The 23,236-nt window shown below is 72.3% G+C and carries 21 protein-coding genes; 14 read left to right on the forward strand and 7 right to left on the reverse strand.

Annotation, left to right across the window (positions count from 1 at the left end; genetic code table 11):
- The 8 genes from VNL12_RS07020 to VNL12_RS07055 form a co-directional block, all read left to right on the forward strand.
- The coding region (locus VNL12_RS07020) for a hypothetical protein (RefSeq protein WP_325592928.1) at positions 1 to 715 on the forward strand (715 nt) is incomplete at its 5' end.
- 47 nt (positions 716 to 762) lie between these two features.
- On the forward strand, positions 763 to 1,227 hold the full coding sequence (locus VNL12_RS07025; RefSeq protein WP_325592930.1) for a hypothetical protein: 465 nt from the start codon (positions 763 to 765) through the stop codon (positions 1,225 to 1,227).
- 205 nt (positions 1,228 to 1,432) lie between these two features.
- The gene (locus tag VNL12_RS07030) at positions 1,433 to 2,434 is read left to right on the forward strand and encodes a rod shape-determining protein (protein ID WP_414654859.1); all 1,002 of its coding nucleotides are present in this window, start codon (positions 1,433 to 1,435) and stop codon (positions 2,432 to 2,434) included.
- A 15-nt stretch (positions 2,435 to 2,449) separates the two neighbouring features.
- A complete protein-coding gene (gene mreC / locus VNL12_RS07035; protein ID WP_325592932.1) occupies positions 2,450 to 3,286 on the forward strand; it encodes a rod shape-determining protein MreC in 837 nt (278 codons plus the stop codon).
- A gap of 3 nt (positions 3,287 to 3,289) precedes the next feature.
- Entirely contained in the window at positions 3,290 to 3,802 is a 513-nt protein-coding gene (gene mreD, locus VNL12_RS07040; RefSeq protein ID WP_325592934.1) for a rod shape-determining protein MreD, read from the forward strand.
- Between the two features lie 16 nt (positions 3,803 to 3,818).
- A complete protein-coding gene (locus VNL12_RS07045) occupies positions 3,819 to 6,134 on the forward strand; it encodes a penicillin-binding transpeptidase domain-containing protein (protein WP_325592936.1) in 2,316 nt (771 codons plus the stop codon).
- Complete coding sequence (gene rodA, locus VNL12_RS07050) at positions 6,134 to 7,294, forward strand: rod shape-determining protein RodA (protein ID WP_325592938.1); 1,161 nt, start codon at positions 6,134 to 6,136, stop codon at positions 7,292 to 7,294. The genes VNL12_RS07045 and rodA overlap by 1 nt, the downstream gene beginning before the upstream one ends.
- An 84-nt stretch (positions 7,295 to 7,378) precedes the next feature.
- Positions 7,379 to 9,661 carry a penicillin-binding transpeptidase domain-containing protein gene (locus VNL12_RS07055; RefSeq protein ID WP_325592940.1) on the forward strand — a complete coding sequence of 761 codons (2,283 nt, stop codon included), beginning with the start codon at positions 7,379 to 7,381 and terminating at the stop codon, positions 9,659 to 9,661.
- A 61-nt stretch (positions 9,662 to 9,722) separates the two neighbouring features.
- Here the strand turns inward: VNL12_RS07055 and VNL12_RS07060 are convergent, their stop codons facing one another.
- Entirely contained in the window at positions 9,723 to 10,343 is a 621-nt protein-coding gene (locus VNL12_RS07060; protein ID WP_325592942.1) for a hypothetical protein, read from the reverse strand.
- Between the two features lie 80 nt (positions 10,344 to 10,423).
- Here VNL12_RS07060 and VNL12_RS07065 point away from each other — a divergent pair, with 80 nt between their 5' ends.
- The 5 genes from VNL12_RS07065 (at position 10,424) to rpmA (ending at position 15,785) form a co-directional block, all read left to right on the forward strand.
- Entirely contained in the window at positions 10,424 to 12,514 is a 2,091-nt protein-coding gene (locus VNL12_RS07065; protein ID WP_325592943.1) for a B12-binding domain-containing radical SAM protein, read from the forward strand.
- A complete protein-coding gene (locus VNL12_RS07070) occupies positions 12,514 to 13,212 on the forward strand; it encodes a TIGR03936 family radical SAM-associated protein (RefSeq protein ID WP_325592944.1) in 699 nt (232 codons plus the stop codon). The genes VNL12_RS07065 and VNL12_RS07070 overlap by 1 nt, the downstream gene beginning before the upstream one ends.
- Positions 13,213 to 13,320: 108 nt before the next feature.
- Positions 13,321 to 15,096, forward strand: coding sequence for an Rne/Rng family ribonuclease (locus VNL12_RS07075; protein WP_325592945.1), 1,776 nt, complete (start codon positions 13,321 to 13,323; stop codon positions 15,094 to 15,096).
- Positions 15,097 to 15,212: 116 nt separating this feature from the next.
- On the forward strand, positions 15,213 to 15,521 hold the full coding sequence (gene rplU / locus VNL12_RS07080) for a 50S ribosomal protein L21 (protein ID WP_325592947.1): 309 nt from the start codon (positions 15,213 to 15,215) through the stop codon (positions 15,519 to 15,521).
- Positions 15,522 to 15,527: 6 nt separating this feature from the next.
- A complete protein-coding gene (gene rpmA, locus VNL12_RS07085) occupies positions 15,528 to 15,785 on the forward strand; it encodes a 50S ribosomal protein L27 (RefSeq protein WP_325592949.1) in 258 nt (85 codons plus the stop codon).
- A gap of 21 nt (positions 15,786 to 15,806) precedes the next feature.
- Here the strand turns inward: rpmA and VNL12_RS07090 are convergent, their stop codons facing one another.
- Complete coding sequence (locus VNL12_RS07090) at positions 15,807 to 16,607, reverse strand: RDD family protein (protein ID WP_325592951.1); 801 nt, start codon at positions 16,605 to 16,607, stop codon at positions 15,807 to 15,809.
- Positions 16,608 to 16,670: 63 nt separating this feature from the next.
- Here VNL12_RS07090 and VNL12_RS07095 point away from each other — a divergent pair, with 63 nt between their 5' ends.
- Complete coding sequence (locus VNL12_RS07095; protein WP_325592953.1) at positions 16,671 to 17,762, forward strand: stage II sporulation protein M; 1,092 nt, start codon at positions 16,671 to 16,673, stop codon at positions 17,760 to 17,762.
- 157 nt (positions 17,763 to 17,919) lie between these two features.
- On the opposite strand, the gene VNL12_RS07100 is transcribed toward VNL12_RS07095, so the two are convergent.
- The 5 genes from VNL12_RS07100 to VNL12_RS07120 all read right to left on the reverse strand — a co-directional run bounded on the left by VNL12_RS07100 (position 17,920) and on the right by VNL12_RS07120 (position 23,190).
- Positions 17,920 to 19,212, reverse strand: coding sequence for a DUF58 domain-containing protein (locus VNL12_RS07100; protein WP_325592955.1), 1,293 nt, complete (start codon positions 19,210 to 19,212; stop codon positions 17,920 to 17,922).
- A gap of 118 nt (positions 19,213 to 19,330) precedes the next feature.
- A complete protein-coding gene (locus tag VNL12_RS07105; RefSeq protein ID WP_414654860.1) occupies positions 19,331 to 20,434 on the reverse strand; it encodes an AAA family ATPase in 1,104 nt (367 codons plus the stop codon).
- A 20-nt stretch (positions 20,435 to 20,454) separates the two neighbouring features.
- Positions 20,455 to 21,561, reverse strand: coding sequence for a DUF4350 domain-containing protein (locus VNL12_RS07110; RefSeq protein ID WP_325592958.1), 1,107 nt, complete (start codon positions 21,559 to 21,561; stop codon positions 20,455 to 20,457).
- Positions 21,558 to 22,289: a DUF4129 domain-containing protein gene (locus VNL12_RS07115; protein WP_325592960.1), complete on the reverse strand. Its 732-nt coding sequence runs from the start codon at positions 22,287 to 22,289 to the stop codon at positions 21,558 to 21,560. Before VNL12_RS07115 ends, VNL12_RS07110 begins: the two co-directional genes overlap by 4 nt.
- Positions 22,282 to 23,190, reverse strand: coding sequence for a hypothetical protein (locus VNL12_RS07120; RefSeq protein WP_325592962.1), 909 nt, complete (start codon positions 23,188 to 23,190; stop codon positions 22,282 to 22,284). Before VNL12_RS07120 ends, VNL12_RS07115 begins: the two co-directional genes overlap by 8 nt.
- Between the last annotated feature and the right edge of the window lie 46 nt (positions 23,191 to 23,236).

Raw genomic sequence — 23,236 nt, forward strand, 5'->3', positions numbered from 1 at the left:
CGACGGCGACGCCGAGATCCGCCGGGGCTTCCAGGCCTACGTGGCCGCCGTGGGCGAGGACGACCCGGTACGCCGCCAGGAGCTCATGTTCCAGGCCAACACCCTGGTGGCCACCCACGAGCAGGCCGGCGCCCAGCCCTACCTGAACGAGGTGATGTCCGGGGTCCCCGACGGCTTCGCCAGCCGCTACGTCGACATCCGCATGGGCCGCCACCGGGTCGAGGTCAACGACGACCTCCCCGACTTCGGGGTCAGCGAATCGAACCTGGTCGTCCCCGGATCGGTCCTCGGCCTCGACCCCTCCACGCTGACCGACGACGACATCTCCGGGGAAACGACGACGTTCGGAGGTCCCGGCGACGGCTCCGACGTGGTGAACCTGGATCCGATCTCGGGCTGGGGCGACCAGGGGTTCCACACCTCGACCGAGACCTGGTTCTCCGAGCGGTGCGACGGCCCCGAGTTCATGACCGGCTACGGCGCCGACGGGTCCTTCCAGTACGAGGTCGACCGCAACCCCGATGCCACGTTGAACGGCACCGGTGTCGGCGCCTGGACCGACTACGACGACCGCATGTGGCTGATCCACCGCCTCTTCGAGCAGACCCACACCGACCTCAGCCTGTACGTCACCGACTCCCTCTACGAGGGCGACGATCCCGTCGACACTGGCTACCTCGACCCCGAGGTGGCCGACGCCATCAGCCGACCATGACCCGGCGCCGTCTCCTCCCCGTCCTCGTCCTCATAGGAGTCCTTGCCATGTCCGCATGCTCACCCTCCGACGCCACCAACCCCGGCGAGGACACCGTCACCGACGAGATCAGTGAGATCGGCACCGCCGTCGAGGTCGACCCCGACGACATCTCACTCTTCGGCTACGGCGTCAGGCGCAACGTCGACGAAGACAGGTGCCCCGAGGTCGACGACGGAGACCGCTGGATCGCCGAGCGCTCGGCGATCATGAAGGGAGCTTCGCAGACCTCGGTGATCGACGCCCTCGTCTCCCACTATCGGGGCCTCGGCGCCGAACTCCACCTCTACAAGAGCACCGCCTCAGAGAGCCGGATCCTCTACGTCCTCGACCGGGACCGGAAGATCCACCTCGAGGCGGTTCTCGACGCCAACGGACGTGCCTCGGTCTTCGTCAAGCACTCACCCTGCGGTGTCGAGAACGACGGCACCGAGCCGAACGGGCCGTTCGAACCCGAGGCCCTGCCGACGTGACCGGCGGGCCCGACTCGGTGCCGCGCCGCCGCCGGAGCCGATCGCAGGTGGGCCCACCATCCACCCTCCGGCGGGTCATCTGCGGTAGGGAGGCGATTGTTGCGGTCCGGTGGCCGGGTCTACACTTCCCGGGTCGCGCCACCCGGTTGCACGCCATGGAGGTCTCGTGTCCGACAATCCCATCACCTCCTTCATGGGTCGCGACATGGCCGTCGACCTCGGCACCGCCAACACGCTGGTGTACGTGCGAGGCCGAGGCATCGTGTTGAACGAGCCGTCGGTGGTGGCCGTGTCGGTCAAGGACGGCAGGGTGCTGGCCGTCGGCACCGAGGCCAAGCGCATGATCGGGCGCACCCCGGCCCACATCGAGGCCATCCGCCCCCTGAAGGACGGCGTGATCGCGGACTTCGAGATCTGCGAGAAGATGCTCCGCTTCTTCATCCACCGTGTGCACCAGCGGCGCTTCTCCAAGCCCCGCATGGTCATCTGCGTGCCCTCGGGCATCACCGGCGTCGAGCAGCGCGCCGTGCAGGAAGCCGCGGAGTACGCCGGGGCCCGCAAGCCGGCCTACATCATCGAGGAGCCCATGGCCGCCGCCATCGGCGCCGGGCTGCCGGTCCAGGAACCCACCGGGAACATGATCGTCGACATCGGCGGCGGCACCACCGAGGTGGCGGTCATCTCCCTCGGCGGCATCGTCGCCAGCCAGTCCGTGCGCGTCGGCGGCGACGAGCTCGACGACGCCATCATCCAGTTCATCAAGAAGGAGTACAGCCTCGCCCTCGGTGAGCGCACCGCCGAGGAGGTCAAGATGGCCCTCGGCTCGGCCTGGCCACTGGAGGAGGAGCTGCACGCCGAGATCCGCGGTCGCGACCTGGTCACCGGCCTGCCCAAGACCATCGTCACCTCCACCGAGGAGATCCGCGAGGCGGTCGAAGAGCCCGTGGCCGCGGTCTGCGATGCGGTGAAGGTCACGCTCGACAAGACCCCACCCGAGCTGGCCGCCGACATCATGGAGCAGGGCATCGTCCTCGCCGGGGGTGGCGCGCTGCTCCACGGCCTGGCCCACCGGCTCGAGCACGAGACGGGCATGCCCATCGTCATTGCCGACAACCCTCTGCACTGCGTCGCCATCGGATCCGGCCAGTCGCTCGAGGAGTTCGAAGCCCTCAAGGGCGTGCTGTTCTCCTCCAGCCCGCAGACCTGACCCGACCCAGGCCCGGTGCCCAAGTCCCGGCGTTTCGGACGCTCGCGCTTCACGTTGATCCTGCTGATCCTGGCGTCGCTCACCCTCCTCACCCTCGACTACCGCGACACGGGCCCGGTGCAGGGGATCCGAAGCGCCGCAGGCACGGTGTTCTCACCGTTCCGGGCCGTCGGCGACACCGTCGCCACCCCGTTCCGCAACGGTTGGAGCGGCATCTTCGGCTACGACGACCTCGAGGACGAGAACGACGAGCTCCGGCGTGAGATCGACGAGCTGAAGGGGCAGGAGATCGAGGACGCGGCGGCGGCCGAGGAGAACGATGAGCTGCGCCGGATGGCCGACCTGCCCGTCAGCGCGGACATCCCCCGGGTCACCGCCGAGGTCGTCTCCGCGCCGCTGACCGACTTCGACTCGACCGTCGAGATCAACAAGGGCTCGGGCGACGGCATCGGCCGCGGCATGGCCGTCATCACCGACGCCGGCCTGGTCGGCCGGGTCACCCGGGTGTCGGGGGGTCGCAGCCGCATCGTGGTCATCACCGACCCCGACTTCACCGGGCTCGGCGTCCGCCTGGTCGAGGGGGGCGACGTCGGCGTGGCCACCGGCGGCACCGACGGTGCGCTCCGGGTGGAGGACGGCATCGAGGCCGACACGCAGGTCGAGCGGGGCGACGAGGTCGTCACCAGCGGCTATGAGATCAGCGACTACCCGGGCAACATCCCGGTGGGGTCGGTGCTCTCGGTCGGTCGCACCACCGACCAGACCGAGCAGACCCTGGTCATCGAGCCGTCGGCCGACCTCGACGCGCTCCGGTTCGTCGCGGTGCTGCTCTGTGACCAGGACTGTGGGTAGCCGGTGGTCCCCCTCCGCGTCGCGGTGGTCGCCTTCGTCACCCTGATCCTGCAGGTCAGCCTGGTCTCCCAGATCGAGGTCCTCGGGGCCCGCGGCAACATCATCCTGCTCTTCGCCATCGTGGCCGGCCTCGAGTCCGATCCCGAGCGGGGGGCCGTCGCCGGCTTCGCCGCCGGGCTCGCCTTCGACCTGTTCCTCGACACCCCCGCCGGGCTCTCGGCGCTCACCCTCGCCCTCGTCGGGTACGGCGTCGGGTCGGCCAAGGAGCTCGTCCTGCGCTCATCCTGGGTCATCACCCTGGTGCTGGTCGCCAGCGCCTCGATCCTCGGCACGCTGCTCTACGCGGGGCTGGCCGTGGTCGTCGGGGTGACCGTCGACGCGGGGTCCCTGCCCGCTATCGTCGGCGTCATCGCCGCGGTCAGTGCCCTGCTCCAAAAGCCCATGCGGTGGGCTTTGAGGTGGGCCTTCGGCCGCGACAGCCGCGCCCGCAGTCGCGACCGATCTGTCTTCCGTTGATGCCCCTTCCGTCACCATGAGCACCACCAACCCTCGCGCCCGCCACCACGTGCTCGGCATCGTGGCCCTGTCGCTCTTCGCCGCGCTCTTCACCCGCCTGTGGTACCTCCAGGTGCTGACCACCGACGACTACGAGCTGGCGGCGCGGAACAACCGCACCCGCGAGGTCATCTCCGACGCACCGCGCGGCCGGATCCTCGACCGCAACGGCACGCCCCTGGTCGAGAACCGGCGCACGATCCAGATCACGATCAGCTACCAGGACTTCACCGCCCTCGACGAGGCCTCGCAGGGCGAGGTGCTGCGGCGCCTCGCCCGCGAGCTCACCGAGGACCAGCTCCTCCGCCATGAGGGCACCCGCGTCGAGAACGACCCCGGCGCCGTCGCCCCGGAGGGTGCCGTCGACGAAGAGGGTGACGACGGTGGGGCGGTCGACGACGAGGCGGCCGGCGCCACCGGTGACGACGAGGACGCCGCGGTGCGGCCGACCCCCGCCGGCGTGGCCACCGGGGCTCGCAACCCCGACGGCCAGGGCCCGATGCGCCGCGAGGCGCCCGAGGCGATCACCGAGGACACCCTGCGCGAGCGACTCGAGGATCCCCGCTTCGAGAAGTTCAAACCCGTCCCCGTCGCGACCGACGTGAGCGAGCAGCTCGAGGTGTACCTGCGCGAGCGGCCCGAGCTGTTCCCCACCGTCACCGCCGAACGGGTGACGGTGCGCGACTACCACTACGGCGCCCTGCTGGCCCACGTGCTCGGCTACGTCGGATCGATCACCGACACGGAGCTGGACGAGTTCCAGAACCCGTCCAAGCCGTACGAGAACGACGACCAGATCGGCAAGACCGGCATCGAGCGGGGCCTCGAGCCCGAGCTCCGCGGGACCCCGGGTCGCGTCGTCTATGAGGTCGACGCCCGCAACCGGCCGGTGCGCGAGATCACCGACCAGCGCCGCGAGCCCCGCGCCGGCAACGACGTCTACCTCACCGTCGACATCAACCTGCAGTACCTGGTGGAGAAGGGCCTGGCCGCCGAGATCGAGCGGCGCCGGGGCGTCATCGACGACGGGTGCTGGTACGAGGAGTGCGACCCGCCCGGTGCCGGGGTGGTGGCCCTTGACCCCGACGGTGGAGAGGTGCTGGCCATGGCCTCGTACCCCACCTATGACCCGAACCTCTTCGTCGGCGGCATCACCACCCGCGACTACGAGGCGATCAGCGATCCCGAGGAGGTCGAGGCGCACCACGACCCGCTCAGCAACCGGGCCATCGCCGGCCAGTACCCCCCGGGCTCGACCTTCAAGCTCTTCAGCGCGTACGCCGGTCTGGCCGCCGATCAGATCGAGCCCTCCGACATCTACGACGACACCGGCATCTACCGCTTCCGCGAGGACTGCGACACCTCGGTAGAGGTGAGCAACTGCTACAAGCGCAACGCCGGGCGCAAGGAGCACGGGCCGGTCGACCTGTCCCGGGCGCTGACGGTCTCGTCCGACACGTACTTCTACAAGCTGGGCAACGAGGCGTGGCTCCGGCGCGATGCCATCGGCGATGCCGCCCTGCAGGAGCAGATGGAGCTGTGGGGCCTGGGTCAGACGAGTGGCATCGACCTGCGGGGCGAGGCCCCGGGGCGCGTCCCGACGCCGACCTGGCTGCGCGAGTTCTCCGAGGAGATCAACGCCGAGAACCCTGATCTGGCCGAGGAGGCGGGCACGTGGAACGGCGGCATCAGCGCCAACACGGTCATCGGTCAGGGTGACGTGCTGGCCACGCCGCTCCAGCTGGCCAACGGCTACGCCGCTGTCGCCAACGGTGGCACCGTGTACCTCCCGCAGCTCGTGCTGCAGGTGACCAAGCCGGCCAGCGCCTCGATGGTCGATGCCTTCGCGCCCGAGGTGATCAGCGAGGTGCCCCTCCCCGCGGAGTGGCGCGACCCCTTGATCGCGGGCTTCGACGGGGTCACCAAGCCCGGCACCGGTGGCACCGCGGCGACCACCTTCACCGGGTTCGACCAGTCGGCCTGCCCGGTGGCGGGCAAGACCGGCACCTCTCAAGCCACTGACCAGAACGACACGTCGCTCTTCGTCGCCTTCGCCCCCACCCACGCGCCCACCATCGCGGTCTCAGCAGTGGTCGAGCAGGCCGGCTTCGGCAGCTCCGCGGCCGTGCCCCTGGTCCGTCGCGTGCTTGAGCCCTTCGCCGCCGGCGGATGCACCATCGCGGGCCCCGACGGCACGGGCAGTGCGTTCCCGCCGGCGCCCCTGGGCGGCTGGTTCGACGTGGAGGTCGCCATGGCGGAGTTCACCCCCGAGGTCGTGGAGGTCGCGGACTGATGGCCACCGTCCCGGTCTCTCGACGCCGACCTCTCACCTCGCTCCGCCACGACCCGTCGGCCATCTGGCACCACATCGACGGGGTCATGGTCGCCTGCTTGCTCACGGTGTCGAGCCTCGGCGCGCTGATGGTCTACAGCGCCACCCGCGGCCCGGAGGAGCCGTTCAACGCGGAGTGGGTCACCCGCCAGGGCCTCTTCATGGTCCTCGGCCTCCTCGCCGCCGGGGTGGTGGCCGTCGTCGACTACCACAAGATCCTCGACCGGGCGCCGATCGTGTACGGCGGCACCGCGTTCCTGCTGCTGGCCGTGCTGCTCGTCGGTCAGAGCCGCTCGGGCACCCAGGGCTGGTTCCAGCTCGGCCAGTTCCAGCTGCAGCCGTCGGAGTTCGCCAAGGTCGCGCTCATCTTGGGCTTCACGTACGTGGCCACCCAGTTCCACGGCGACATCGACCTGCGTCGACTCGGAGTGCTCCTCGGGGTCGGGGCCCTGCCCATCGTCTTGGTGCTGTTGCAGCCCGACCTCGGCACCGCCCTGGTGTCGGTGGCCATCACCTTCTCGCTGCTCGTGGCGGCCGGGGTCCGGGGGCGCTACCTCGTGCTGATGGGCCTCGGCGCAGTTCTCTTCGCCACCCTCGTGCTCAACAGCGGCATGTTGGAGGGCTACCAGCGCGAGCGCCTCACGGTCTTCACCAGCCAGGAGCGACCCCGCAGCCAGGAGGAGGCCCGGGATGCGGCCTGGAACCTCGAGCAGTCGAAGATCGCCATCGGCTCGGGCGGGGTCACCGGCAAGGGCCTCTTCAACGGGCCCCAGACCCGCCTCGGCAACGTGCCCGAGCAGCACACCGACTTCATCTTCACCGCCGTGGGCGAGGAGCTCGGGCTGACCGGGGCCGCGACCCTGCTCGGCCTCTACTCGGTGATCGTGTGGCGGATCTGGCGCACCGCGAAGCTCGCTCGCGACGACGCCGGCACCATGATCTGCATGGGCGTGCTGGCGCTGTTCGTGTTCCAGATCTTCCAGAACGTGGGGATGACCATGGGCATCATGCCGATCACCGGCATCCCGCTGCCGTTCATGAGCTACGGGGGCTCATCGACCATCATGGCCTTCATCGGCATGGGCCTGGTGCTCAACGTCCACATGCGGCGCTTCCGCTGACGTGGGCGTCGTGACCCTCGACCGCGCCCTCGGCCTGCGGGGCGCAGGCGCGCGCCGCGTCGGCCGGGGTGGAGAGAGGTCACGATGAGCACGACCAACACCAGGACCCGGCACCACGTCCTCGGCATCGTCGCCGTCTCGCTCTTCGCCGCTCTCTTCACCCGGCTGTGGTACCTCCAGGTGCTCACCACCGAGGACTACGCGCTGTCGTCGAGCTCCGATCGGACCCAAGAGGTCATCACCGAGGCGCCGCGGGGGCGCATCCTCGACCGCAACGGCAACCCGGTGGTCGAGAACCGTCGGACGATCCGGGTCACCGTCGACTACCAGGAGTTCATCGACCTCGACACCCCCGCCCAGTCCGAGCTGCTGCGCGGCCTGGCCCGTGAGCTCAACGCGGATCAGACGCTGCGCTTCGACGGTGAGCGGGCCGAGAACGACCCCGGCGCCCCTCCCGTCGCGGCCGGCGAGGGCACCGCGCCTCCCGACGCGGCCGGCGAGGGCACCGCGCCTCCCACCACCGCCCCGCCCGCAAGGGCCTCGGCGGGCGTGGCCACGGGCGCCCAGAACCCGGCCGGGGAGGCGGCGGTCACCGCCGAGCGTCCCGCGGATGTCACCGTCGCCACCCTGCGCGACCGGCTCGACGACCCGCGCTACAGCAAGTTCGAGCCCATCCCGGTGGCGACCGACGTGAGCGAACAGCTCGAGGTCTTCCTCCGCGAGAACAGCGAACAGTTCCCGACGGTCACCGCCGAGCGGGTGACGGTGCGCCGCTACGTCTACGGCGCGCTGCTGGCCCACGTGCTCGGCTACGTCGGGTCGGTCACCGAGGCTGACCTCGACGAGCTCCAGAACGACGAGAAGCCCTACGCGAAGGATGACCAGGTCGGCAAGACCGGCATCGAGCGGGGCCTCGAACGCCATCTGCGCGGCACCCCGGGGCGCACGGTGTACCAGGTGGATGCCCGGAACCGCCCGGTGCGCGAGCTCACCGAGCGCCGCCGGCTGCCCCGCGCCGGCAACGACGTCCACCTGACCATCGACATCAACCTGCAGTTCATGGTCGAGAAGGCCCTCGCGGCTGAGATCGAACGCCGCCGGGGCCTGTCGTCGAGCGGCTGTTCCACGACCCCGACCTGCGACCCCGACGCCGGCGCCGCCGTCGCCGTCGACCCGCGCGACGGCCAGGTGCTGGCCATGGCGTCGTACCCGACCTTTGACCCCGACATCTTCACCGGAGGGATCTCGGGGCGCGACTACGACGCCATCGCGGCCGAGGATCGGGTCGACGAGCACGACAACCCACTCACCAACCGGGCCATCAGCGGCCAGTACGCCCCCGGATCGACCTTCAAGCTCTTCAGCGCGTATGCCGGGTTGGCCACCCAGATGATCACGCCCGAGTACGTGTACCAGGACGTCGGCACCTACAACTTCGGCTGCGGCGGACCTGGCTGCACCAAGCAGAACGCCGGCGCCGCGGCCAGCGGCCCGGTCGACCTGGCCCGGGCCATCGCCGTCTCGTCGGACACCTACTTCTACAAGCTGGCCAACGAGTCGTGGGACGACCGGGCACGCATCGGCGACGAGGGCCTCCAGGTCGAGATGAAGCGGTGGGGCCTGGGCACCGAGTCGGGCATCGAGCTGCCGGGGGAGCAGCCGGGGCGGATCCCCACCCCGGCCTGGCGCCAGGAGCTCGCCGACGCCGTCTACGGCGACCCGACCGCCCGGAGCGACAACGGCAGGTGGAGCGGCGGCCACAGCGGCAACATGATCATCGGCCAGGGCGACGTCCTGGTCACGCCGCTGCAGCTGGTCAACGGCTACGCCGCGTTCGGCAACGGGGGCACCGTCTACCTGCCCCAGCTCGTCTACCGGGTGACCCGACCCGGGAGCCGCACGACCGTGACGCCCTTCACCGCCGAGGAGCTGGGTCGGGTGCCCATCCAGCCCCAGTGGCGAGAGGCGATGCTCCGGGGCTTCGAGGGCGCCACCAAGGACGCCGAACTGGGCCGGGGCACCGCGGCGCGGGCCTTCGCATCGCTCGACCAGTCGTCCTTCGGCGTCGCCGGCAAGACGGGCACGGCCCAGACGCTCGGCCGCAACGACTCGTCGCTGTTCGTCGCCTTCGCCCCGTCGCGAGCGCCCACCATCGCCATTGCCTCCATCGTCGAGTTCGGCGGCTTCGGCTCGGACACCTCGGTGCCGATCGTGCGCCGGGTGCTCGGGCCCGTCGCCGAGAGCGGCGGCGACCTGGCCGCCCTCAACGCCCTCGACAGCCCCTACCGCGCTCCGGTTGGCGGATGGTTCGACGTGCAGGAGGCCATGGAGGAGTACGAGCCCGCCACCGGCGAGCGCCAGGACTGATCCGGCGGGCCGTTCTGGTGCGGCGGGCCGCCGGCGACCCCGCGTGTCAGCGACTCCGGAGTCAGTCGCGCCGCTCGGCGAGGATGCGGTCGAGGCGGCCGCTCGGGTCCTCCAGCAGGGGGCGCACGGCGGTGATGGAGGGTCGGGGCGGGGGCTCGCTGAAGCCGAAGCGGCAAGGAGGGTCGACCGCGGCTCGCACCCCCAGATCCCGCCCGGCGAGCGTGGCCCGGGCGGAGGTCACCGGCCGCCAGGTCGTGGCCTGGTACCACTCGCGCACGCCCCGGGGCGTGACCCCGTAGGTGTGCACCCCCATCAGGGCGCGGGCGATGGGCGCCTCGACCCACCGGGTCAGTGCTGCGGGGCGGCGGGACGGGGGGATGTGCCAGCCCGGCCCGGCTCCCATGTGAACGGTGCGGGCACCGTCGCGGATCGAGACCTCGACGCCGCGCTCGTCGCCCGAGACGTCCAGGGCGCCGACCTCGACGCGGTCGAAGTCGTACACCGCGGTCACGAAGGCAGCCACCGCGTGCGTCGGCGCGAACAGCGTGCGGGCGCCGTCGGGGTCGGCCCACATCACATCGGACATGGGGCCGACGGGGGAGCGGGCCCAGTGCCCGACGACCACCCGGTGGCCCGAGGCGAAGCCGCAGGCGGCGATGATCCCCTCCATCCGGTGGCGCACGGATCGGAGCGTCCCACGAGGTGAGGGCGCTCCGCCGCATCGCGGGCCGATGTCACAACCTCGGTAGGCTTGTCCCGATCATGTCATCCGTCTGGCCCCGTCTCGAGCCGATCCTGCCCCGGGTCCAGAAGCCGGCGCGCTACATCGGCGGTGAGGACGGGTCCCAGACCCCCGAGCACCACCCCGCCAAGGTCGCGTGGCTGCTCGGCTACCCCGACACCTATGAGATCGGCCTGCCCAACCAGGGTCTGCAGATCCTGTACGAGATCCTGAACGAGCGTCGCGACGCGGTGGCCGAGCGCACCTACGCCCCGTGGACCGATCTCCAGGCCGAGCTGCGGGCCCACGACGTCCCGCTGTTCTCGGTCGACTCGCACCGCCCGGCCTCGGACTTCGACGTCTTCGCCTTCAACCTCTCGGCCGAGCTCACCTACACGAACCTGCTCGACATGGTCGACCTGGCCGGGTGCCCCGTGGTTGCCGCCGAACGCACCACGGACGACCTCTTCATCGGCGCCGGGGGCCACTGCACCTACAACCCCGAGCCCATCGCCGCCTTCCTCGACTTCGTGGTCCTGGGCGACGGCGAAGAGGTCGTGGGCGAGATCACCGAGGTCCTCGCGGCATGGAAGGCGGCTCGTGCCGCGGACGAGACGGTTCCGCGCCGCGACGCCCTCGTGGCCCTGGCCGGGGTGACCGGCGTCTACGTCCCGGGCCTCTACGAAGCCGAACACGCCCCCGACGGCACCCTGCTCGCCACCCGTCGAACGCACCCGGCGGCGCCGGAGGTGGTCGAGAAGCGCACCATCGCGGATCTGGCCCAGTGGCCGTATCCCCGCAACCAGCTCGTGCCCCTCACCGAGGTCGTCCACGACCGGCTCAACGTCGAGGTCTTCCGGGGCTGCACCCGGGGCTGTCGGTTCTGCCAGGCCGGGATGATCACCCGACCCGTGCGCGAGCGCCCGGCCGACCAGGTCCGCACCATGGTCGAGCGCGGCCTGCGCCGCACGGGCTACGACGAGGTGGCGCTGACATCACTGTCGACGGCTGACTTCTCGGGCATCGAGACCGTGGTCAGCGGCATCGTCAACGGCGATGCTCCCGGAGCGGCGAGCGTCCCGCCGCCCGTCGTCAGCGAGCGAATCGACAGCGAATCGCCATCCGACGGATCGCCAGGGCGCGACGGCGTCGGCCCGGGGTCGACCCTCGACTGCGGCGCCGGGCTGGGCCCGGGACTGGCCTCCGACATCAGCGTCTCGCTCCCCTCGCTGCGCGTCGATGCCTTCACCGTCGGCATCGCGGCCGAGATCCAGCGGGCTCGACGCACCGGGCTCACCTTCGCCCCCGAGGGCGGCACCTGGCGCATGCGCCAGGTCATCAACAAGCTCATCAGCGACGACGACCTCTACGGTGCGGTCCAATCGGCCTACTCCCAGGGTTGGCGGCGCATGAAGCTCTACTTCATGATCGGGCTGCCGACCGAGACCGACGAGGACACGCTCGGCATCGCCACCCTCGCTCGCGAGGTGGTCAAGATCGGACGGAAGTACCACAAGAACCCGTCGGTCACCGTGTCGGTCGGCGGCTTCGTGCCCAAGCCCTTCACCCCGTTCCAGTGGTTCGGGCAGAACACCCGCGAGGAGCTCACCCGCAAGGTGGGACTGCTCCGTGACGCGACCCGGCGCGACGGTGGCGTGCAGCTCAAGTGGCACGACCCCCGGGCCACCACCGTCGAGGGCATCATGGCCCGCGGCGACCGGCGCCTGGCCCCGGTCATCGAAGACGTCTGGCGCCACGGCGGCACGTTCCAGGAGTGGAGCGAGCACTTCGACCTGCAGCTCTGGACCGATGCCCTCGAGCGCAACGGCCTCAGCGTCGAAGAGCTCGTCTACCGGCACCGCACCGAGGACGAGGTCCTGGCCTGGGGGCACCTCTCGGCCGGGCTCCACCACGACTTCCTCTGGCAGGACTGGCGCGACGCCCTGAACGAGGTCGGCCTCGAGGACTGCCGCTGGACCCCGTGCTACGACTGCGGGGCCTGCACCGGCTACGGCATCGAGCACGTCGTGGCCAACGCCCAGCCCCCCGCGGGCGGCAGCCAGGGCACCGGGCGGTCTCCGGCGGTCCCCGTCACCCTGGGCCGACGGGCCGAGCCCGCCGGGGTCGCCTGATGCGGCTCCGTCTCCGGTTCACCAAACGGGGCAAGGTCCGCTTCACCAGCCACCGCGACGTGGCCCGGATCTGGGAGCGCACGCTGCGCCGCGTCGAGCTCCCCGTCGCCCGCAGCCAGGGCTTCTCGCCCCGGCCCAAGCTGCACTTCGGCCTGGCCCTGTCCACCGGCCACGAGTCGCTCGCCGAGTACCTCGACGTCGACCTGGTCGAGGGGGCCGTGGTCGACACCGCCGCCCTGCCCGCCCGGCTCACCGCCGCCCTGCCCGGAGGCCTCATCGCCACCGCCGCCGGGGTCGTGGCGCCCGGCACCCCGTCACTGCAACACGCCGTCACCAGCAGCCGCTGGGAGATCGAGGTCGGTGGCCTCGACCTTCCGACGCTCTCGACGCGGACCGAGGCCCTCCTCGCCGCGACGGAGCTGGTGATGACCCGCCAACGCAAGGGCAAGGACGTCAGCGACGACGTCCGACCCCACCTGTTCCACCTCCGGCCCACCGCAGCCCGCGAGACGGGTTCCCTGCTCATCGCCGAGCTGGGATCCCAGAACCGCGGGCTGCGCCCGAGCGAGCTCGTCACCCTCCTGGGCGACGGCGCGAGCGAGGGACTGGTGCGCCGCACCCACCAGTTCACAGAGCACGACGGCGTCCGGTCAGAACCTCTGACGCCGGCTCCGCACGCCGAGGCGCGTGCGTCATGAGAAGGGACCTCCCCGATGACCGATGCCGACCAGGCCCCCGCCAGCCCCCCACGGCCGACGCCCTCCGACTCCTCGGGAGGCGCGGCACCCCCTGACGAGGTATCGGGCTTGTCCGCGGACGATGCCCGGCCCGAGCTGCCCGACCGCCACCGTGAGAACCGGCCCTCGGCTGAGGCGGCCGAAGCCGCCCTCGTGCGCCGGCCCCGCATCGGCGACTCCCGCCCCGCTCCCCCCGCCGACGCGACCAACGCCGATGCGTCGAGCGCCGCCGCCGAGGCGTCCGCCTCCGGTGATGGCGAGGGCGCACCCCGAAAGCGCCGTCGACGCGGCGGCCGGGGCCGCGGCAAGGGTGGGGGCCAGGGCGCGGGTGGCTCCGGCGACACGTCTCCCGAGCGTGGCGCCAGGGGCAAGGGCGACGACAAGGGTCGCGGCCAGGGAGGCGGCGATCGAGGCGGCGATCGAGGCAGCAACGGTCGCGGCGGCGGTCGGGGCGGTGACGGCAGGGCGGCCACACCGGTCACCGCGAGCACCGACACCGCACCCCTCGAGCTGGATGACGATGTCCTCGAGCAGCGCCGCGGCCGCGAGCGCAAGGGCAAGGCGGTCGGCCGCTACCTCATGGCCGTGCACGTGGCGCCCGAGGCCACCCAGATCGCCACGCTCGAGGGGCGCGCCCTCATCGAGCACCAGGTCTCGCGCCCGGCCGACGACGTGGCCCAGATCCACGGCAACATCTACCTGGGCAAGGTGCAGAACGTGCTGCCGGGCATGGAGGCGGCCTTCGTCGACATCGGCACCCCCAAGAACGCCGTGCTCTACCGCGGCGACACGCGCTATGACCCCGAGGACCTCGACCACCCCAAGGGGCAGCCAAAGATCGAGGAGATCCTCAAGGCCCGCCAGACCATCGTCTGCCAGGTCACCAAGAACCCGATCGCCCACAAGGGCGCCCGCCTCACCCAGGAGGTCTCCCTCCCCGGCCGGTTCGTGGTCCTGGTGCCCAACAGCACCACCTACGGCATCTCCAAGCGGCTGCCCGACGACGAGCGCAAGCGGCTGCGGACCATCCTCGACAAGGTGCGGCCCAAGGGCCACGGCCTCATCGTCCGCACCGCCGCCGAGGGCGTCACCGCCGAGGAGATCGAGCGCGACGTGGCCCTCCTGGCCGACCGCTGGCGCCGCATCGAGCAGCTGGCGCAGAAGTCGAAGAACCAGGGCGCCACGCTGCTCTACCGCGAGCCGGACATGGCCGTGCGGGCCATCCGCGAGGAGTTCACCAAGGAGTACCGCAAGGTCGTCATCGACGATCGGGCCCTCTACGAAGAGGTCCTCGACTACGTCCGCAGCATCGATCCGGCGCTGGCCGAGCGCGTCGAGCTCTACAAACCGGCGGTCGAGACCCTGCCGCTGTACGAGAAGCACCACATCCACGAGCAGATCCACAAGGCACTTGACCGCAAGGTGTGGCTGCCGTCGGGCGGCTCGCTCATCATCGAGCACACCGAGGCGCTTACCGTCATCGACGTCAACACGGGCAAGAACGTGGGCAAGTCGAGCCTGGAGCAGACCGTCTACTCCAACAACCTCGAGGCCGCCGAGGAGGTCGCCCGCCAGCTCCGGCTGCGCGACATCGGCGGCATCATCGTCATCGACTTCGTCGACATGGAGGTCGCCAAGAACCGCAACGCGGTCATCACCTGCTTCCGCGACGCCTTGGCCCGTGACAAGACCCGGACCCAGGTCTTCGACATCTCCGAGCTGGGGCTGGTCGAGATGACCCGCAAGCGCATCGGCGAGGGGCTCCTCGAGTCCTTCGCTGAAGGCTGTCCCACCTGTGCGGGGCGCGGCGTGGTGTTCGACCCCGCCCTGATCCCCAGCGAGTGAGTCGTCGGGAGGGTCGCGACGGGTTGGGCGCTCCGACGACCGCCGAGTACGCTCGCCTGTCGGCCCCCGGGCCGGTTGACCGATGACCGATCGAGCCGAGACGAGCAGACGAGCAAATGGATGCAGTCATCAAGACCGGCGGCAAGCAGTACCGCGTGACCGAGGGTCAGCGCCTCGACGTCGAGATCCTGGGTCCGGTCGACACCGAGGTCGAGCTGGTGCCCGTGCTCCTGCTCGACGGTGACAGCCTGGTCACCGCGCCCGACGCCCTGAACCAGGCCACAGTCACGGCCAGGGTCGTGGGCGAGGCCAAGGGCCCCAAGGTCACCGGCTTCACGTACAAGAACAAGAGCAACCAGCGCAAGCGTTGGGGCCACCGCCAGCACTACTCCACGGTGGAGATCACCGGCATCAAGAAGGGCTGACCCGACATGTCGAAGACGAAGGGCGGCGGTTCCACCCGGAACGGCCGCGACTCCCAGAGCCAGCGCCTCGGTGTGAAGGCCTACGATGGCACGCTCGTGCCGTCCGGGTCGATCATCGTTCGCCAGCGCGGAACCCGCTTCCACCCCGGCGACAACGTCGGTCGGGGCGGCGACGACACCCTGTTCGCCACGGCCACCGGGCGGGTCCGCTTCGGGCGTCGCCGCGGTCGCAAGCTGGTCGACATCATCCCCGACGGGGACTGAACCCCGGGCTCCTGCGGGGCCTCAGACGGGCGCCACGGGGTCGAAGCGGCGTTGGTAGGCCGCGGCCACGGCCACCAGCGGGGCCTCGACCGACCACGCCCCGAGCGTTGCGGCCACGTGCGGATCGATGCCCGCCTGGCGCAGCACCCGGGTCAGGATCAAGAGGCCCAGGCGGCTCCGCACCTCGAGCGGGAGCGACGAGGAGCGCAGGAGGAACGTGCGCACCAGCCGGTAGTCGTCGGCCGTCAGCCGGGTGGCGTCGAGGCGGGCCGACCACGCCTCCCACCCCGGGTAGGGGATGAAGCGGCGGGGGGTGGCTCGATCCGCGCCGGCGCCGCGCTCGCGGATCACGACGGTTCCCGCCAGGTGATCGCCGAGGCGTCGGAAGCGGCGGCTCCCGAGGGCCACGACGACGGCCACGACGCCGAGGGTGAAGAGGATCTCGACCAGGCCGGTGAGCCCGCGGACGAGCGCGTGGCGCAGGCGGATGGGGGCGCCCTCGATGGTGACCACCCGCAGGCCCAGCGCCAGCTTCCCGATCGAGCGGCCCTTGGTGGCCACCTCCCACGCCGTGGGCCACAGCAGCAGCACCGCGAAGGTGCCGAACAACACGATCACCGCGGCCAGGATGCCGCCGGTGTCGTCCCCGGTCGACGAGCTGACCTGGGCCAGCACCCCGCCGACGCCGAGCACGGCGTAGAGGATGATCAGCATGACCAGGAGGTCGAGCAGGGCGGCCAGGAAGCGGCTGGCCAGCCCGGCGGCATCGAGGTCGAGCTCGACCGCCTCCGGTGTGACGATGCGGGAGCCCGAGGGGGCCATGGGGTCCTCGACGTGGGAGCGGGCGCGGCCGGAGGGCCGGGCGACCGGTACGGTACCGCCCGGATGGACGTCGATCGCTTCATCGCCCTCAACGACCCGGTGTGGCAGCGCACGGCGGAGCTGGCCCGCCGAGCGGGGCGCCGGCGCGACCTGAGCGGGGCCGAGATCGATGAGCTGCTCCTCCGGTACCAGGACGTCACCCTGCACCTCTCCCAGGCCCGGACCACCTACCGGGACCCGGCCCTGATCCGCCGCCTGTCGACGGTGGTGGCGGCGAGCCACGCCGCGGTGCACGGGGCGAGGGTCGCCCGCCTGGCGACCCTCCGACGTTTCCTCGGCTCCACCTTTCCCGCTGCGGTGTGGACGTGCCGTCGCCAGCTGGTGTGGGCCACGGCGCTGTTCTGGGGCACCGGGATCGTGTTGGCCCTGGTGTTCTGGCGGGCCCCCGACCGCCTCGACCTGGTGATCCCCGAGAGCTACCAGGACATCTACGCCGAGGAGGACTTCGTCGACTACTACTCCGAGAACCCCTCGGTGGTCTTCTTCAGCCGGGTCACGACCAACAACCTGCAGGTCTCGGTGCTGGCCTACGGGCTGGGCGCCCTGGCCGTGATCCCCGGGGCGCTGATCCTCTTCGAGAACGGTGCGGCACTGGGGGTGGTCGCCGGGCTGTTCCTGCAGCGCGACGAGTTCTGGTCGGTGTTCGTCGTCTACGTCCTGCCCCACGGGCTCCTGGAGCTCACCGCCATCACCGTCGCCGGGGCGGCGGGGCTGCGCGTGGGCTGGACCCTCTTCGCGCCCGGGGACCGGTCCCGACCCGAGGCGCTGGGCGACGAGGGCCGCCGCAGCGTCACCATCGTGTTGGGCACGGCCCTCGCCTTCCTCGCCGCCGGGCTCATCGAGGGGTTCGTGACCGGCTCGCCGGCGCTGCCCGCGGCGCTCAAGATCACCGTCGGCGTGGTGGCCTGGCTCGCCTACCTGGCCTGGATCCTCGGCCGGGGCCGCCGGGCCGTCGCCGAGGGCTGGACCGGCGCCCTCGAGGAGCTGCGCCCGACGTGGGCGCCGATCGATCCCCTCGCCCCGCCCACCGGCCCGGCCCGTCCCGTCGAGGTCCCCGCCGCCCTGGCCGGCGGCGCCACCGAGTCCGCCTACTGACCCGAATCGGCGAGGGCAACCCGAAACGGCCACCCTGGTGCGGCCGAGGCGCCCAGCATGGTGGCGAGAACGAGCTCGGTAGAGGGGCAACCGGAAACGGCCACCCTGGTAGCGGCCGAGGCGCCCAGCATGGTGGCGAGAACGAGCTCGGTGTGGGTCAGCGGGCGCTGAGGTAGGTGTCGACCAGGCGGGCGGGCAGGAGCCGGGGCGGGGCGTCGACCACGGTGACGCCCAGGCCCCGGAGGCGCGCCGCGAGCCGGGCCCGCTCCTCGAGGGCCGAGGTGGCCGCGGCGCGCCGGTAGGCGTCCTCGTCGTCGTCGGCCGGCGCGTCGGCCCAGCCGGTGACCTCGGGGTCGGCCACCGCAACGACCACGACCGACGCGTCGCGGAGCACCAGGGGCAGGGCCGGGACCAGGGTCTGGGTCACGGTGGCCTCGGTGAGGTCGGTGACGATGACCACCGTGCTGCGGCGCCGGTACCGGGCGACGGCGTGGGCCAGGGCCCGACGGTGGTCGGTCTCGACCAGGGCGGGCTCGAGCTCGTAGGTGGCCTCCACGACCCGGGCCAGCTGGTCAGGGCGGTGCGACGGGGGCAACGAGGCCCGCACGCGGTCGTCGTAGGCGACGACGCCGACGCTGTCCTCCAGGCCCGTCGCCACCGTGATCAGGGCGAAGGTGGCGTCGAGGAGGTGCTCGAGGCGGGGGACATCCGCGACCCGGCCCGCCGTGGTCCGGCCGACGTCGAGCAGCACCATGATCGTCTGGTTGCGCTCGGCCCGGTAGGTGCGCACCACGGGCTGGCCGGAGCGGGCGGTGGCGGCCCAGTCGATGCGGCGGAAGTCGTCGTCGGGCGTGTACTCGCGCAGCTGGTCGAAGTCGGTGCCGGTGCCGGGGAGGCGCACGGTGCGGATGCCCAGCTCGAGGCGGCGGGCCCGAGCGAGGCGCAGCTCGGCGTCGGCCCGGCTGGGGAAGGCGGGGACCACCTTGAGCTCGCCGGGCGCGTCGACGGTGGCCTGGCGCGCCGCCAGCCCGAGGGGCCCGATGGTGCGCAGGGTGACCCGGGTGGGCGAGAAGCGGCCCCGGCGCCCGGGGCGGATGCGGGTGTCGACGCGCGCCTCGCTGCGGGGCGGGACGGTCACCGCCCAGCGTCGGGCGTCGGCGCGCAGCGAGGGGGCCAGCTCGTCGGCGACGGCCAGGCGCACGCGACGGCCCGACGGGTTGCGCACGATGAGCGCGGCGCGGGCGGTGGCGCCCAGGGCGACCTGGTCGGGGAGGTCGCGCCCGACCTGGAGGTGACGGGGTGGGGGCGCCAGGGCGACGTCGAGGGCGGCGACGGCGAACAGCACCACGTTGGGCAGCCACCACGGGTACGCCAACTCGTCGGGCAGGGCCAGGCGCAGCGCCGCGAGGGCCAGCACGCACAGCGCCAGGCGGCGGGTGCCGGCGGGCATCAGGGTCGCTGTCCGAGCGCAGATCGAGCCGGCGCTTGACCGGCAACGGGAAGGCGACCGTTCCGTCGAGCGGGCGCGCCGCCGGGAACGGGAGCGGGGCCGCTCCGTCGAGCGGGCACTAGCGGGGGCTGGGCACGGTGGCGAGGATGCCTTCGATGACCCTGTCGGGCGTCAGTCCCTCCAGCGCGGCCTCGGCGCGGATCCCGAGCCGGTGGCGCATGGCGGGGCGGGCCACCGCCTTCACGTCGTCAGGGGTGACGAAGTCGCGCCCCGAGAGCCAGGCCCAGGCCTTGGTGGCGTGCAGCAGGGCGGCGGCGCCGCGGGGCGACACGCCGAGCGACACCGACGGGGCGTCGCGGGTGGCCCGGGTGAGAGCGACGAGGTAGCGCAGGACCACGTCGTCGACCCGGATGCCCCGGACCGCCACGCGGGCCTGTTCGATGTCGGCGCGGCCCGCCACCCGGCGGATGCCGGCGGCGAACGGGTCGTGGACGTCCATGCCCTGGTTGTGGCGGCCCAGGATGGCGAGCTCGGCGTCGGCCGAGGGGTAGGGCACGACGACCTTGAACAAGAAGCGGTCGAGCTGGGCCTCGGGCAGGGGGTAGGTGCCCTCGTACTCCACCGGGTTCTGGGTGGCGACGACCACGAAGGGCTCGGGCAGGGGGCGCGTCTCGCCGCCGACGGACACCTGGCGCTCCTCCATGGCCTCGAGCAGTGCGGCCTGGGCCTTGGGCGGGGTGCGGTTGATCTCGTCGGCCAGGCACAGGTTCGTGAAGATCGGGCCGGGCCGGAACGTGAAGTCGGTGCCGCCCTGGAGCACGAGCTGGCCCGTCACGTCCGATGGCAGCAGGTCCGGGGTGAACTGGATGCGCTTCATCTCGAGGTCGAGGGTGGCGGCGAGCGTCTTGACCAGCAGGGTCTTGGCCACGCCGGGCACGCCCTCGAGCAGGACGTGGCCCCGCACCAGCAGGGCGGCGAGCAGGCAGGCCAGCACCGGGTCCTGGCCGACGACGACCTTGGAGACCTCGGCCCGCACCGCCCGGACGACCTCACGCCCGTCGGTCGCGCCGCCGCTCGGCCCGGGGCCCCCGACGCCGGGGGGCGCGCTCGTGCCGGGACCGGACGCGCGCGGAGGCGGGGCGGGGGGTGGAGGTGGTCCTCCGGACGGGGGATGAGGAGCGCCCGGGGCACCGGACGCCGGGGCGCCGGGGGGCGGGGGCAGAGACGGGTCGTGGCCGTTCGTCACTGGTAGAGGTCCCTTCGGAGGCGGTCGAGGTGGGAGGAGGTGGCGACGAGGGCGGCCTCGTCGACCACGGGGGCGAGCAGGGCGCGGTGCACCAGGTCGGCATCGATCCCGGCCCGGCCCCGGAGTGCGTCGGCCAGCTCGACGGGAGCCGGATCCGGTCCGAGCCCGATGGACACACCCATGTCCCGTCGCGCCCGCCGGCGCAGGCGCTCGGCCGCGTCGCTGACGTCACCGTTGCGGTCGAGGAGCCGACCCGAGGCCAGCACGAGGTCCGAGGCGGGGAGGGGGACGGGGAGCTCCTCGGTCACGGGCTGGCCCAGGCGTCGCCCGGAGATGAGGGCCCAGGCGACGAAGGCCACGAGGAGCTGGGACAGGGCCTCCGAACCGCGCCGGGGGAGCGCGCCCCGCACGGTGCCGTCGCCCACCTCGCCGGCGTCGCCGATGAAGCGGTTGGGGTCGAGCACCCGCACCCGCCGGCCCTCGCCGGGAGCCACCAGGGCCGCGGCGAGCACGGCGTTGTCGCCCCGGCCCAGGGCCTCGTTGGTGAGCGGGAGGGTCGAGGAGACGGCGACCACGAGGCCCGAGCCGAGGGTGCGGACGTCGACCGCGGCGGCGCCCCGGCCGTCCTCGGTCGGCCCGACGAAGCACGACGACGATTCCGGCTCGGTGTCGAACACGGCCGGAAGGCCGGGGTCGAGGGCATCGAGCTCCGCCAGGGCGGTCAGCTCGCAGTCGGTGGGCTCGTCGACATCGACGGAGAAGCCGCGGACGGTGGGCGGGGCCAGGGCGCCATCGGGGTCGGCGACGACCAGGGTGCCCCCGGCACGGACCCACGCCCGCAGGTCGGCGGCGGGCTCACCCCCGAGCCGGTCGGCGAGCTGGACGACGACGTCGTCGGCGTCCGAGGCCAACCCGCCCAGGCGCACCGTTGACCCCTCGGCCTGGAGCAGCTCGACGAGCGCCGCGGTGCCGTCGGGACCGGTGCCGCGAGGATCCAGCGGGGGCCGCGAGTAGCGGTCTTCGGTGGGGTCCGACAGTGCCAGGATGACCACGAGGGCCACCAAGACGGCCGCCCCGGCGAGCAGTCCGCGCCGGCGGGTCACGTCGGCTCCGATCCGGCGGCGGCGGCGGAGGCGGAGGCGGAGGCGGTGGCCACCGGCGACCGGGGTGCGGCGGCCAGCGCCCGCTCGGCGAGGTCGCGCGCGGCGCGGGACTGCTCGGGTCCGGCCGGCGCAGCCCCGAACCACACCCGCTCGAAGAGCTCCGCCGCCGGTTCGAAGGGCGCCACCAGTGCGGGGGCCCGCTCGGCCACGTCGCCCCGGAGCTCGCCCGCGGTGCGCCCCGGCGTGTCGGCCACCAGGTGTCGGGCGGCGAGCGAGGTGGTGAGAGACCGGAAGCGGGCCCGCACCGCGCCCCGGTGGTCACCCTCGCGCTCGCAGCGCACCGCCTCGTCCTCCCACTCGGTGGCGGTCCGGATCGGCGTCAGCTCCACCTCGGTGTCGCGGTCATCGTCGGGGGCGGCCCGCCGTCGTCGCGACGTGGCCACGATCCAGACCGTGCCGCCGATCGCCGCGACCAGCACCAGGCCGACGACGACGAACGACAGCAGATCGGCGGCGCCGCTCCCGGCCGGACCGGAGAGATCGGGGGAGAGGTCGTCCACCCAGTCGCGGATCCGGTCGAGCAGCGTGGTGTCGCGCTCCTCGGGGGCCTGGTACTCGTTGCCCTCGAGGATCTCGTCGGCTCGCCGGCGGATCCGGTCGGGATCGACGTCGGGGTCGTTCGGCAGCTGGGGCCCGTCGGGGGCCTGCCGGGCGATCGGCTCAGCCATCGACGCGCGCCGACTGCTCGGCCTCGGCCAGCTCGACCTCGAGGTCGTAGCCCTCGGCCTGGACCTTGAGGTCGAGGGCGATCAGGGCCATCGCCGTCGCCAGCAGCGGATCGAGCACGAGGTGGGGCAGGGCCCCGGCCAGGGCGGTGGCCGCGGTGCCCCCGGCGTCGACCCACCCGCCGGTCAGGCTGATGAGGATCGGGACCCCGATGGCGCCGAGCAGGCCGCCGGTGAGCCCCGAGACCAGGGTGGCGATCGGGATCGAGAGCAGCAGCGGCCAGAACCGCCGGAACGACAGTCGCCACGAGCGCACGACGCCGCTCCAGGCGCCGAGGCCCTCCATTCCCCACAGCGGCGCGGCGATGCCGAACACGAGGGGCCCGAGGGCCACGCCGATGCACGTGACCAGCTGGAGGACGTGGATGATCGCCCACATGGCGAGCAGCACGTGGAGGCGGCGGGCCACCCGCAGCAGCGCCTCGCCGCCTCGCGTCGCCCGGCCGAGCGACCAGTCATGGACGAGCACCCCGCAGGCGCCGCCCACCACCGCCAACCCGAACGAGGGGAGGGCCCGTGACAACAAGATGCCGAAGGTGCTGGCATCGCCGGCCCGGTCGAGCAGGAGCCCCAGGGTCACCGGGTGGGGGAAGAGGGCGAGCCAGAACCAGGCGATGTTGTCGTTGACCCCTCCGGCCCACTCGTCGCGCAGCACCAGGGCCAGGATCAGCCAGATGGGGATCTGCACGCCCAGGCTGATGGTGAGGAAGTCGGCGGCCCGGGTGCGCAGCAGGTGGGTGGCCCGGTCGATGACCTCGATGGGGCCCTGGGGCCGCAACGGCACGAGCAGACGGAGGTCGGCCCCGGGCTGACGGGTACGGGGCTCTGGTGCAGCCGAGCTCACGGTGCGGGAGGGTACCCGGCGCGGCAGTCGCAGGACCGTGGCGGGG

Source organism: Iamia sp. (genome assembly GCF_035575815.1).
Classification (GTDB): domain Bacteria; phylum Actinomycetota; class Acidimicrobiia; order Acidimicrobiales; family Iamiaceae; genus Iamia.

Coding starts and splice junctions, on each gene's coding strand:
- VNL12_RS07045 (WP_325592936.1), top strand. CDS start 3,819: ATGAGCACCACCAACCCTCGCGCCCGCCACCACGTGCTCGGCATCGTG.
- VNL12_RS07100 (WP_325592955.1), bottom strand. CDS start 19,212: ATGCCCGCCGGCACCCGCCGCCTGGCGCTGTGCGTGCTGGCCCTCGCG.
- VNL12_RS07115 (WP_325592960.1), bottom strand. CDS start 22,289: ATGGCTGAGCCGATCGCCCGGCAGGCCCCCGACGGGCCCCAGCTGCCG.
- rpmA (WP_325592949.1), top strand. CDS start 15,528: ATGTCGAAGACGAAGGGCGGCGGTTCCACCCGGAACGGCCGCGACTCC.
- VNL12_RS07095 (WP_325592953.1), top strand. CDS start 16,671: ATGGACGTCGATCGCTTCATCGCCCTCAACGACCCGGTGTGGCAGCGC.
- VNL12_RS07030 (WP_414654859.1), top strand. CDS start 1,433: ATGGCCGTCGACCTCGGCACCGCCAACACGCTGGTGTACGTGCGAGGC.
- rodA (WP_325592938.1), top strand. CDS start 6,134: ATGGCCACCGTCCCGGTCTCTCGACGCCGACCTCTCACCTCGCTCCGC.
- VNL12_RS07090 (WP_325592951.1), bottom strand. CDS start 16,607: ATGGCCCCCTCGGGCTCCCGCATCGTCACACCGGAGGCGGTCGAGCTC.
- VNL12_RS07025 (WP_325592930.1), top strand. CDS start 763: ATGTCCGCATGCTCACCCTCCGACGCCACCAACCCCGGCGAGGACACC.
- VNL12_RS07070 (WP_325592944.1), top strand. CDS start 12,514: ATGCGGCTCCGTCTCCGGTTCACCAAACGGGGCAAGGTCCGCTTCACC.
- VNL12_RS07055 (WP_325592940.1), top strand. CDS start 7,379: ATGAGCACGACCAACACCAGGACCCGGCACCACGTCCTCGGCATCGTC.
- VNL12_RS07065 (WP_325592943.1), top strand. CDS start 10,424: ATGTCATCCGTCTGGCCCCGTCTCGAGCCGATCCTGCCCCGGGTCCAG.
- rplU (WP_325592947.1), top strand. CDS start 15,213: ATGGATGCAGTCATCAAGACCGGCGGCAAGCAGTACCGCGTGACCGAG.